Source organism: Pseudomonas eucalypticola (genome assembly GCF_013374995.1).
Taxonomy (GTDB): domain Bacteria; phylum Pseudomonadota; class Gammaproteobacteria; order Pseudomonadales; family Pseudomonadaceae; genus Aquipseudomonas; species Aquipseudomonas eucalypticola.
Genome location: NZ_CP056030.1, coordinates 3,362,784 through 3,376,011 on the forward strand (window position 1 = coordinate 3,362,784; position 13,228 = coordinate 3,376,011).

General features: G+C 69.1%; 2 protein-coding genes (1 of these 2 running past the window's edge). Both read right to left on the reverse strand.

Going from position 1 to position 13,228, the window contains the following annotated elements; all coding sequences use genetic code 11:
• Nucleotides 1–6,597, reverse strand: a complete 6,597-nt coding sequence (locus tag HWQ56_RS29455) for a non-ribosomal peptide synthetase (protein ID WP_245217885.1) — start codon at nucleotides 6,595–6,597, stop codon at nucleotides 1–3.
• Nucleotides 6,531–13,228: the 3' portion of a non-ribosomal peptide synthetase gene (locus HWQ56_RS29460; RefSeq protein ID WP_176571020.1), read on the reverse strand. 4,495 nt of this gene lie beyond the right edge of the window; 6,698 of the gene's 11,193 nt are visible here — the last part of the coding sequence; its start codon lies beyond the right edge, outside the window; the stop codon is at nucleotides 6,531–6,533. Before HWQ56_RS29460 ends, HWQ56_RS29455 begins: the two co-directional genes overlap by 67 nt.

Consider the following 13,228-nt stretch of genomic DNA (forward strand, 5'->3'; position numbering starts at 1 on the left):
TCAGGACAAGGTCTGGGTGCTGGTCAGTGCTTGGCGCTCGAACCACCACGCCGCCAGGCTGTACACGTCCGGCGCCTTGAGCACGCTGAAGTGGTTGCCCGGCCCCTCCCACACCGCCAACTGCGGCAGCAATGCTTGCCAGCCACTGACCATGGCCACCTGCTCGCGCTGGTTGCCAGCGCTGTCCAGGGTCGGGTCGCTGACCAGCACCAGGTTTGCCGGACCGTCATACCCTCCTCGGGGCACATACACCGTGCGCAAGGCACTGGCGAAGGTCCGTGCGATGGCATGCAGCGCCTGGGGCGACATGCGCGGCGGTAGCAGGCCGACGTTGGTCATGGCCGCGTGCAGCCATTGCAACTGCGTACTGTCGTCGGCTTCGGCAAACGCCTCGGCCGGCAGCCCCAAGGGCTTGCCGCTGGCCAACTGCAAGGACTCCACCAAACGCTGCAACGCCTGGGTCGTGGTGTAGGGCTGGCCCAGACCGCCCGAGCCGCCCGGCGCCTCGGTGTCCACGAGGGTCAGCGATAGCACCTCGCGGCCGCGGGCCTGCAAGCGTACGGCCAGGGCGTGGGCCACCCAGCCACCGAACGAATGCCCGACCAGATGCAACGGCCCTTGCGGGTACTGCGCTTCGATGGCCTGCACATGACAGTCTGCCGCTGCCTCTATCCGGCTATGGGGCACGCTATCGCCACCCAAGCCACGGGCCTGCACCCCGTAGATCGGCCAGTCCGCGCCCAGTGCCTCGGCCAGGCCGATGAAGCTGGTCACGCTGTCACCGGCCCCCGGCACGCAGAACAACGGCGCCTTCGTCGCCTGGCCGCTCTGGATCGCCAGCAGCGGTGGGTAGCCCGACGGCGGTTGCGGCCCTTGCGGTGCGCTGGCCAGCGCCTGGCTGATGGCCTGGCCGAGCCGTTGCACATGGGGCGGTTGCATCATGCTCAGGTGGTCGCCCGGCACGTCGATGCAGTGCAGTTGCCGGGTGACCTGAGCCTCATGCCAGCCCAGGGTGGCGCTGGCTCGTTGCGTGTCACGCTGCTCGGCGCGGAACAGGTGGATAGGCAGGTTCAAGGGTTCCAGGCGGTAATGGGCCAGGGCATGGCCGTGGGCGACCTCCCGGGCCAGGTAGTGTTGCACCTGTTCGTCGCTGGCCTCGGCCAGTTCCGGTAGCAGCAGTTGCTGGTCGCGGCATTGGCGCAGCAGTTGCTGGAAGCTGGCCGGTTGCGCCGCCAACGCTTCCAGCCGTGCCACGCAGGCCAAACCCGCCTGGCCCTGGGCCTGCCAATGGGCGTTGCAATGGGCCAGCAACTGCCGTTGCAACAGATCCGCCCCTTGCCAGCGGGCCTTGCCCTGGTCGGTGAGCCGAGGCACGTAGGTGTCGATCAGGCCAAGGAAACCGACCGTTTGGTCCATACCCACCAGTTGGGTCGCGACTTCATAGGCCAACACACCGCCAAACGACCACCCCGCCACGCGGTACGGGCCCTCGGGCTGCACCTCGCGGATGCGCGCCACCAACCGCGCCGCCAGGCACGGCACGGTATCGAGCTGCGGCTGGCCGAGGCCGACACCGGGCAAGCCGTGGACCGGGAACCCGTCGCTCAGGTGCTGCGCCAGCACGGGGAAATACGCATCCAGGCCGGTGAAGTCGTGAATCAGGAACAACGGCGCTTCACCCCCTTCGGCACGCACCGTGACTACCTCGGGCTCGGCTTCAGGCGCGGCCTCACGGCGCTCCAGCCGTTCGGCCAGGGCCGCCACGCTGGGGTGCTGGAACAGCTCGGCCAAGGACACTGGCCATTGCGCTTTGCGCAGTTGGCTGACCAGGCGGATAGCCGACAGCGAGTGCCCGCCCAGCTCGAAGAAGCTGTCGTGGCGGCCCACCCGCTCAACCTCCAGCACCTCGGCCCACAGCTCGGCCAACCGGGCTTCCAGGGCCGTGGCCGGCGCCTGGTACTCACGGCTGGCCCAGGCGTCGGCCTGTGGCGCCGGCAGCGCACGGCGGTCGACCTTGCCGTTGGCGGTCAGCGGCAAGGCGTCCAGGGCCACGAACGCGCTGGGCACCATGTAGTCCGGCAGGATGGCTTGCGCGTGGCTGCGCAGCGCCATGGCATCCAGGGCCGGGTCGTGGCGAGTAAAGTAGGCCACCAGGCGCGGCCCGCCCTGCTCCAGCGTCTGCGCGACCACCACGGCCTCGCCGACGCCGTCGCAGCGCAGCAACGCCCGCTCGACCTCGCCAGGCTCCACCCGCACACCGCGGATCTTCACCTGGTCGTCGTCGCGCCCCAGGTACTCCAAGGTACCGTCGGCGAGCCAGCGCACGCGGTCACCGGTCTGGTACATGCGCGCGCCCGGCAGTGGGCTGAACGGGTCCTGCAGGAAGCGCTCGGCAGTCAATTGCGGGCGGTTCAGGTAGCCACGGGCGACCCCCGCGCCCCCCACATACAGTTCGCCCGGCACCCCGAGCGCCACCGGCTGGCGACGCTCGTCGAGCACATACAAGCGGGCATTGGTGATCGGCTTGCCGATGTGCAGCACGCCCCCCACCTGCACCTGCCCGGAACTGGCGACCACCGTGGTTTCGGTGGGGCCGTAGTTGTTGATCACGGCAAAGCCGGGGTCACGGTGGAACTGGCGCAGGCGGTCGCCGCCGATCAGCAAGGTGCGCAGGGTCGGGTGGCGCAATTGATGACTGAAGGCATACTCGGCCACGGGCGTGGGCAGGAACGCCACGTCCAGCGGCTGCGCCAGCCACCAGTCGAGCAGTGCGTCGAGCTGCTCGTTGCCGATGTCGGTCGGCGGCAGGTGCAACGTGGCCCCCGCGCACAGCGCCGGCCAGACTTCCCAGGCCATGGCGTCGAAACCGAACCCGGCGACGCTGGCGGTATGGCTGCCAGCGTGCAGGTCGAAGGCCTGGCAATGCCAGTCCACCAGGTTATTGAGCGTCTGGTGCTCTACCATCACGCCTTTGGGTTGGCCCGTGGAACCGGAGGTGTAGATGGCGTAGGCCAGGTGCGAGCTGTTCAGGCCCGGCACCACCGGGCTCCCCGCTTGCTGGGGCCACGGCCCTTCCAGCTCGAGCACCGGGACGCCCAGGGCCGGCAGGCGCCCGCGCAACGCGTGTTGCACCAGCACTGCGGTCGGCTGGCTGTCGGCCAGCAGGTACTGCACGCGCTCATCCGGGTGCGCCGGGTCCACGGGGACATAGCCGGCCCCCGCCTTGAGCACTGCCAGCAGCCCCACCAGGGTGTCCAGGCCACGGCGCGCCACCACGGCGACGCGGTCGTCGGGCCTCACCCCTCGGTCGATCAACGCCTGGGCCAGGCCATTGGCTCGCTGGTCGAGGGCCTGATAGGTAAGGACCTCGTCACCCACCTGGGCGGCGATCGCATGGGGTTGGTACGCCGCGTGATGCTCGATACGCTGGGCAAGGGTGGCGTCGGTAGGCCATGTGACCACTTCAGCGTTGAACCCTTCCAGCAGCCACTGGCGCTCGGCGTCAGGCAACACGCCCAGCTCGGCTACCGGGGTCGGCGCGGCCTGCTCCAAGGCCAGCACCAGGCTGCTCAGCGCCTGGGCCAGGTAAGCGCACACGCGCTGTGCCTGGATGCCCCCGGCAGTCTGCGCGGTCAGCGTGAAGCCTTCCCCCAGGTCATCGACACTGAGGGTCAACGGGTAGGTACTGCGCTCTTTGGTGTGCAGCAATTCGATGCCCTGCCAGGCGGTCGTGGCAGGGCCCTGCCCGGGCTCACCCACCGCGCTGTGGCGGTAGTTCAACAGCGCGCTGAACAGCGGGGTGCCGGCGGGCAACGCACTGCAACGCTGGGCCAGCGCCAGTGGCGCATGCTCGTGGGCCAACAGGCCGGTCAGCCGGCGGTGGGTGTCCAGCACCGCGTCCCGGGCGCACTGGTCAGCCAGGTCCAGGCGCAGGGGCAAGGTGTTGATGAACACGCCCAAGGCGCGCTCCAGGCCTTCACCCCCTTGCAGGCGGCCCAGCAACACCGTGCCGAACACCACACGGTCACGGCCGCACACATGGCCCAGCACCTGGCCCCAGGCCAGGTGAACCAGGCTGGCGGCGCTGACGCCCAATTGCCGCGACTGCTCGCGCACCCGCAGGGCCACGCCCGGCTCAAGCGTCAGCCGCGCTTCGTCGGCCGCGCCCGGGGTGGTCAGCACGTGGCCGAACGGCAGGGTCGGCTCATCGATATCGGCCAGTTGCGCACGGAAATACGTCTCGTGGGCACCCTCGTCCAGGCCGCCCAGGCTATGGGCGACATACTGGCGGTACGGCACTGGCGCGGGCAACAGCGCCTGCTGGCCCAGCAACACGGCTTGCAGCTCCAGGGCCAGACGCTCCAGGGCCATGTGGTCCATGATCACGTGGTGGAACTGCAACACTGCGACAATGCGCTGGCTTGCCGGATCAGCAGCGTGAACCAGGCGCAGCAAGGGCGCCTGGGCAAGGTCCAGATTCGATAGCACTTCCAACTGTTCCAGCGCCACCTCGGCCACGGGCAAGCGGGCCTGGCGCCAGACCACTTGTACCGGGGTTGGCAAGTCGTCCCAGAACAGCGCAGTACGCAGAATGTCATGGCGGTCGATGACCTGCTGCAACGCCGCGCAGAAGGCGTGCAGCCGGCCTTGGTCCGAGAAGGCGAAGCGCGCCTGCAAGCGGTACGGGTCATCGGCGCCGGCGCTCAGGTGGTGATAGAAGATACCGGCCTGCAGCGGCCCCAGCGGGTAGATATCCTGCACGTTGTCGACCCCGCCCGGTACCTGCGCGACAATGCGGTCGATGGCCTCCTGGGTCAGGTCCACCAGCGGCAGCAGTGCCGGGGTGATGCGTTGGCAACCCGGCTCGATCAGGCTGGCGGCCAGCGGTGGGGCGCTGGCCTGGGCAACGCTGGCCGCCAGGGCGGCCAGGGTGGGGTGGGCGAACAGGGCACCGACGTCCACCTCCAGCCCTGCCTGGCGCAGGCGCGAGACCAGCGTCACGGCCAGCAGCGAATGCCCCCCCAACTCGAAGAAGTGATCGTGGCGCCCGACCCGCTCCACTTGCAACAGCTCGGCCCAGATCAGCGCCAGTTGCTGCTCGATGTCCGTTTCCGGGGCCTCGTAGTGCCCGGTGAACAAGGCGTCGCGGTCCGGCGCGGGCAAGGCACGGCGGTCGACCTTGCCATTGGCGGTCAACGGCCAGGCGCTCAGGCGCACCAGCGCGGCGGGCACCATGTAGGCCGGCAGGCGCGCCTGCAACGCGGCCCGCAGGTCGCCGGTGTGCAGGGTTGCGCCGGGCTGTTCGCTGAAATAACCCACCAGGCGTGGCTGGCCGGGATGGTCTTCGCGAGCGATCACCAGGGCCGTTTCGACCCCGGGAAGTTGCCCCAGCAGGCTTTCGATTTCTCCCAGTTCCACGCGCACGCCGCGGATCTTCACCTGGTCGTCGTTGCGCCCCAGGTATTCCAGGGTACCGTCGGCGTTCCAGCGGGCCAGGTCGCCGGTGCGGTACAGCCGTGCGCGCGGTTCATCGCTGAAGGGGTCGCGGACAAAGCGCTCGGCGGTCAGTTGGGGCCGGTTCAGGTAACCCCGCGCCACGCCACCGCCGCCCACGTACAGCTCGCCGGCCACGCCCTGGGGCACCAGCTGCTGATGGGCGTCCAGCAGGTACACCCGGGTATTGGCAATCGGCCGGCCAATGTCCAGACGGCCTGCCGGCAGCAGCTGGCCCGACGTGGCCACCACCGTGGCTTCGGTGGGGCCGTAGTTGTTGATCACCGCGAAGCCCGGATCGCGGCTGAATTGGCGCAAGCGGTCGCCGCCAATCAGCAGCACCCGCAGGGTCGGGTGGCCCAGCCCCTGGTTAAAGGCGTGTTCGGCCACCGGGGTGGGCAGGAAGCTGACGTCCAGGGGTTGTTCACGCCACCATGTCAACAGCGCTTCGATGTCCTCACCGCCTTCCTGCACCGGCGGCAAGTGCAGCACCGCCCCCGCGCAGAGCGCCGGCCAGACTTCCCAGGCCATGGCGTCAAAGCCAACGCCGGCGACGCTGGCCGTGTGGCTGCCCGCCCGCAGGTCGAAGGCCTGGCAGTGCCAATGCACCAGATTGTTCAAGGTCTGGTGTTCCACCATCACGCCCTTGGGTTGGCCGGTGGAACCTGAGGTGTAGATCACATACGCCAGGCTGCGTTCGTTCAGGCCCGGCACCTGCGGATTGCTCGGCTGCTCGTACCAGTGCGGGCGGTCCAGCGCCAGCACCGGCACACCCAGGTCAGGTACCCGTGGTCGCAGGGCCTGTTGGGTCAGTACCAGCACGGGTTTGCTGTCGCTCAGCAGGTAGTGCAGGCGCTCGTCCGGGTGCGCCGGGTCCACGGGCACGTAGCTGCCACCGGCCTTGAGCACCGCCAACAGGCCAACCAGGGTGTCCAGGCCGCGCCGGGCCACCACGGCCACGCGGTCATCAGGGCGCACGCCCAGGCCGATCAGGTAGTGGGCCAGGCTGTTGGCTTTACTGTTCAACTGGCCATAGGTCAGTGCCTGGCCGTCGGCCTGGGCAGCGATGGCCTCGGGCGCGAGCAATGCCTGGGCTTCGACCATCGCGTGCACGGTGTGCCCCTGGGGTAGGTCCGGGCGGTGGCATTGAAGTCATCCACCAGACGAGCACGCTCCTGCGCCGTCACCAACGGCACCTGCGTCAGTACCACCTGTTCGTCCGCCACCAGGGCGTGCAGCAGGCATTCGAAGTAGCCGGCATAACGGTGCACGGTGGCCGCGTCGAACAGGGCCGTGGCGTAGTCCAGGCTGCCGACCAGGGCCTGACCCTGTTCGCCCAGGTTCAGCGACAGGTCGAACTTGGCCACTTGGGTGGTCTGCTCCACCAACGCCACCGTCAACCCTGGCAAATCCGGCAGGCTGACCTGCCCCGGCAGCCAGTTGAGGGTGGTCTGGAACAGTGGCGCATGGGCCAGGCTGCGCGTCGGGCGCACCACCTCCACCACTTGCTCGAACGGCAGGTCCTGGTGGTCCTGGGCTTCCAGCAGGCGCGCCTTGGCCTGGGCCAGCAGCGCCGTGCCCGTGGCACTGGCCGCGGTGTCGATGCGCACGGCCAGGGTGTTGACGAACAACCCGACCATGGCTTCCAGTTCCGCCCGGCCACGGCCCGCCACGGGGCTGCCGATGACCACTTCGGCCTGGCCCGACAGGCGCGCCAGCAGCGCCGCCCAGGCGCTCATCAGCACCGTGTACAGGGTCACGCCCTGACGCTGGGCCAGCGCCCGCAGTCCGGCGCCCAGGTCGGCTGCGAGGTGCACGGCCACACTGGCGCCGCTGAAGTCCTGTTGCGCCGGTCGCGGCCGGTCGGTGGGCAGCATCAGCAGAGCCGGGGCGCCGTCCAGGGTGCGCTGCCAGTAGTCGGCCTGGCCTTGCAGCCGCTCGTGGGTCAGCCAGCGGCGCTGCCACAGGGCATAGTCGCCATATTGGATGGCCAGGGGCGGCAGCGGGCAGCCCGTGCCCTGCTGGAACGCCCGGTAAAGGCTCAGCAGTTCCTCGGTCAGCACGCCCATGGACCAGCCATCGGCGACGATGTGGTGCACTGTCAGTGCCAGGACGTGATAGTCCTCGTCCAGTTGCAGCAGGCTGACACGCCACAGCGGGCCATCGGCCAGGTCGAAGGGCGCGGCGGCCGCTTCGCGCAGCCACGCCGTGAGCCCGTCGGGCTGGGCGCGCAGGTCAAGGGTGGGCAACCCGCCCCGCTCGCCCACGGCACCCGTCAGCACCTGGGCGCCCTGCTCGGCGGCAACGAAGCGGCTGCGCAGGGTGTCGTGGCGCTGCACCAGGGTATCGAGCGCCTGCACCAGGGCCCCTCGGTCCAGGGTTCCGCGCAGGCTCAGCGCCAAGGCGATGTTATAGGCCTGGTTACCACCGTCCATCTGTGCCAGAAACCACAGCCGTTGCTGGGCGAAGGAAGCGGGTACAGGCAGGTCGCGGGGCGCCGGCACGATGTCCGGCAGCACACTGCGGCCAGCCCCGGCCAAGGCCTGGGCCACGGCCGCCAGCTCACCCAGGGCGAACAACTCGCCCAGGGGTAATTCGACACCCAGTTGCTGGCGCAGCTGCGAGACCATGCGCATCGCCAGCAAGGAATGCCCGCCGCGCTCGAAGAAATGATCGTGGCGCCCTACCCGTTCCACTTGCAGCACCTGGGCCCAGATCTCGGCCAGGGCAGATTCAAGTTCGCCCTGGGGCGGCACATACGTGTGTTCGAACAATGCCGAACGCTCCGGCCGTGGCAAGGCCCGGCGGTCCAGCTTGCCGTTGGCGGTCAGCGGCAGCGCCGCCAATTCGATGAAGGCCGCGGGCACCATGTACCCCGGCAGGCTGGCTTGCAGGGCCTGGCGCATTTGCGCGGGCGCCAACGCCTCGGCGCCAGGGCTGACGGTGAAATAGGCCACCAGGGTCAGGGCCCCTGGCTCGTCGTCACGGGCCAGCACCACCGCTTCGTTGATACCGGGCAGTTCATGCAAGCGGCTGACGATTTCCCCCAGTTCGATGCGGAAACCACGGATCTTCACCTGGTCGTCGTTGCGCCCCAGGCATTCCAGCTGGCCGTCGGGCAGCCAGCGTCCCAGGTCGCCCGTGCGGTACAGCAATGCCCCCGGTCGTTCGCTGAACGGGTCGGCCAGGAAGCGCTCGGCCGTAAGTTCAGGGCGGTTGAGGTAACCCAGGGCCACGCCATCGCCGCCGATATACAACTCACCGGTGACGCCCAGCGGGGCCACGCGCTGGTGTTCATCCAGCACGTACAGGCAGGTATTGCCGATGGGCCGGCCGATAGGCAGTATCTGCGCCGCCTCGGGCACTTCGGTGATAGTACAGGCGGTGGCGAAGGTGGTGGTTTCGGTAGGACCGTACGCATGCACCAGTTGCACCTCCGGCGCCTGGGTCAGCAAGGCCTGGAAGGCGGCCGGGTCACCACGCTCGCCCCCGGTGAGCAACACTCGCAGGCTGGCCAGCGCCTCGGGTGCGCCGTGGGCGTACTGGTTGAACAGCGCCGTGGTCAGGAACAACACGCTGACTTCGCCCTGGCGCAGGGCCGGGCCCAGCAGGCTGGGCTCTATCAGGGTGTCGTGATCGATGACCCGCACCTGGCCACCGTTGAGCAAGGCCCCCCAGGTTTCCAGGGTGCTGGCGTCGAACGCCGGGTTGGATGCAAAGGCAAGGCGATCGCTGGCCGTGAACCTGGCAAAAGCGTTGTTCAGCACCAGCCGGGCGATGCCACGGTGGGCGATCCGCACGCCTTTGGGCGCACCGGTGGAGCCGGAGGTGTACATGACATAGGCGACGCTGTCGGCGGTGCCGCGCGGGAGTGGGTCGTGGCTCGGTTGGCGGCTCAGCTCCAGGCCATCGAGGTCGATGCGGCGGCAGGCCAGTTCCGTGTGGGTGGCGCTGTGGCTGAGCACCGCCACCGCCTGGCAGTCCAGCAACATGTAGCCCTGGCGCTCGGCCGGGGCGTGGACGTCCAGCGGCACATAGGCGGCGCCGCACTTGGCGATGGCCAGTTGGCTGACCAGCAAGGCCAGGGAGCGCGGCAGCAGGATGGCCACGTGGTCGCCCGGTTGCACGCCCTGCTCGATCAGGTAATGGGCCAGGCGGTTGGCGCGCGTATTGAGCGCACGGTAAGTCAGCGACTCGTCGCCGTGTACCGCGGCCACGGCCTGGGGCTGCGCGGCAGTCTGTTGCTCGAACAGCCGGTGCACCGGTTCACGGGGGTAGTCGCGGCGGCTGTCGTTGAAGGTGTGCAGCAGTTGCTCGCGCTCAGCCGGGGGCACCACCGAGCACTGGCTCAGGGCGGTAGCGGGCTGCTGCGCCAGGGCCTCGGCCAAGTCGACCAGGGCTTGATGCAGGTAACCGCACAGGCGCGCCGGGTCCAGCCCGGGCGCGGCCTGGGCGGTCAGCTCGAAGGCCTCGCCCAGATCGTCGACGCTCAGGGTCACGGGGTAGTTGCTGCGTTCCTCGGCGTCCAGCACCTCGATGCCCGCCCACGCCTGCGCGTCCTGGGCGCCTGCCGGCGCGCCGTGGCGGTAGTTGAACAGCGTGCTGAACAACGGCACACCGGCGGCCAGGCCACTGCAACGCTGGGCCAGGGCCAGTTGCGCGTGCTCGTGGGCCAGCAGGTCATTGAGCCGTCGCTGGCTGTCGAGTACCGCCTCGCGCACGGTCAAGCCGGCCAGGTCGAGGCGCAGCGGCAAGGTATTGATGAACACCCCCACCGCCCGCTCCACGCCTTCACCGCCCTGCAAGCGCCCGAGCAGCACGGTGCCGAACACCACGCTGTCGCGCCCCGACAACTGTCCTAGCACCTGAGCCCACGCCAGGTGAAACAGGCCGGCGGCGCTGACGCCGTGCTGGCGGGCCTGTTCCCGCAAGTGCGCCGCCAGGCCTGGCGGCAGGGCCAGACGCGCTTCGCCGGGCGTGCCGGCATCGGCGTTCATGGCCAAGCCATAGGGCAAGGTCGGTTCGTCAAGGTCGGCCAACTGCGCGCGGAAAAACGCTTCGTGACTGGCCTCGCCTGGCCCTTGCTGCACCTGGGCCACGTAGTTGCGATACGGCACCGGTGCGGGCAAGGCGTGCGCCTGGCCGGCGAGCAACGCTTGCAACTCCTGGCCAAGCACGTCGAGGGCGATGTGGTCCATGACCACATGGTGCCAGCGCAGCACGGCGGTAATACGCCCGGTGGCCGGGTCGCTGGCATGCACCAGGCGCAGCAGCGGGGCCTGGGTCAGGTCCATGGCCGGCACCTGTTCCAGCGCCGTCAGCGTAACGGCCTGCACTGGCACCGACGCCTGGCGCCACACGACTTGCACCGGGGCGGCCAGGCCCTCCCAGGACAGCGCGGTGCGCAAGATGTCGTGCCGCGCCACCACCTGCTGCAATGCCTGGCTGAAAGCGGCCAGGCGGCTGGCGTCGGCCATCGAGAACCGCGCCTGTTGCACGTAGGGGTCATGCTCGCCTGCGCTGAGGTGGTGGTACAGGATACCGGCCTGCAGCGGCCCCAGCGGGTAGATATCCTGGACGTTGGCGACGCCGCCAGCTACCGATGCGACTATTCGGTCTATAGCCGGCTGATCCAGTTCCACCAACGGCAGCAGCGCCGGAGTCAGGCGCTCGCAGGCCGGATCGATCAGGTTGGCGGGTACCTGCACGGCACCCTGGCCACCCACGGCAGCAGCCAGCCCGGCCAAGGTAGGTTGCGCGAACAGCGCGCGAATATCGGCATGCAGGCCCAGGTGGCGCATACGCGCCAACAGCGTGACGGCCAACAGCGAATGGCCCCCCTGTTCGAAGAAATGATCGTGACGCCCCACCCGCTCCACCTTGAGCAGCTCGGCCCACAGCGGCGCCAGTGTCGTTTCGGTGGGCCCCTGGGGGGCTTCATAGTCACGCTGCACCAGCGAACCGGCATCCGGGGCCGGCAGCGCCTTGCGGTTGAGCTTGCCGTTGGGGGTCAGCGGCAGTGCGTCGAGCTGTACGTAAGCCGCGGGCACCATGTAGTCCGGCAGGGTCACCTGCAGGTGGCGGCGCAGGGTGTCGATGGCCAGTGCGGTGCCGGCCGGTTGCACGGTGAGGTAGGCCACTAGGCGTTTTTCACCCGGATTGTCCTCGCGGGCCAGGACCACGCTTTCCTTGACGCCGGCGCAGGCCGCGAGGGCGGCCTCGATTTCCCCCAGTTCGATGCGCAGGCCGCGAATCTTCACCTGATCGTCATTGCGCCCCAGGTACTCGATGTTGCCATCGGCCAGGTAACGCCCCAGGTCACCGGTGCGGTACATGCGCCCCCCCTGAAACGGATCATCGAGGAAGCGCTCGGCGGTCAATTGCGGGCGATTCAGGTAACCACGCGCCACCTGGACGCCGGCGATGTACAGCTCACCGGCCACACCCAGGGGCACCGGCTGGCGGTGGGCGTCCAGCAGGTACAGGCGCGTGTTGGCCACCGGTGTGCCGATGGGGATGTTGTCTGGCGTCTGCTCCAGCGGCCCGGCGCAATCCCAGGCCGTTACGTCCACCGCCGCCTCGGTGGGGCCGTAGAGGTTGAACAGGCCCACATCGGGCAGCTGTTGCTTGAAGCGCCGCACCAGGTGCCCCGGCAGCGCTTCGCCGCTGCACATCACCCGGCGCAGGCCGTTGCAGGCACTGGCGCCGTGGGCCAGGAACAGGTCGAGCATGGAGGGCACGAAGTGCAAGGTGGTGATGCCCTGGTCGCGAATCACCTCGCTCAGGTAGCCCGGATCACGGTGGCCACCCGGGCGCGCCATCACCAGCCGCGCCCCGTTGAACAGCGGCCAGAAGAACTCCCACACCGACACGTCGAAGCTGAACGGGGTTTTCTGCAGCACGCTGTCGCCGGCCCCCAGGCGGTATTCGTCCTGCATCCACAACAGGCGGTTGACCACGCCACGGTGTTCGTTCATCACGCCCTTGGGCTGGCCGGTGGAACCGGAGGTGTAGATCACGTAGGCCAGGTGGTCGGCGCGTACCTGGGCGCGCGCCGGATTGTGGTCGGGCTGGGCCAGGAAGCCTTCGCGCTCGGCGTGCTCGGGGTCGAGCAACAGCACGGGCACTTCGCTGCCCGGCAGCACACCGCGCAAGGCCTGCTGGGTGAGCACCACCGCCGGCGCGCAATTGCCCAGCATGTAGGTCAGGCGGTCCCGGGGGTAGTCGGGGTCCAGCGGCACGTAGGCCGCGCCGGCCTTGAGAATACCCAGCAGCCCGGCCACCATCTCCAGGCTGCGGTCCACGCAAATGGCGACGCGGTCGTCCGGGCCGATGCCCAGCCCGATCAGGCGGTGGGCAATGCGGTTGGCCTGGCGGTTGAGGGCCTGGTAGCTGAGGCTGCCCTGCTCGCCCGTGACCGCCACGGCGTCCCCATTGGCGGCCACCTGGGCCTCGAACAGGCCATGCAGGGTCAGGTCCGCCGGGTAGTCGACGGCGGTGGCGTTGAAGCGTTCCAGCACCTGCTGGCGCTGTGCGGCGTCCAGTATGGGGATGGCCGTCACCAGCGCCTGGGCATCGGCGGCCATGCCGCGCAATTGTGCTTCAAGGTAGCCCAGGCAGCGCTGCATGGTGGCCTCGTCGAACAACGCCGTGGCGTATTCCAGGCTGGCGTGCAAGTGGTCGTGCACCTCGCTCATTTCCAGCAGCACATCGAACTTGGCGGTGCGCTGCCGCG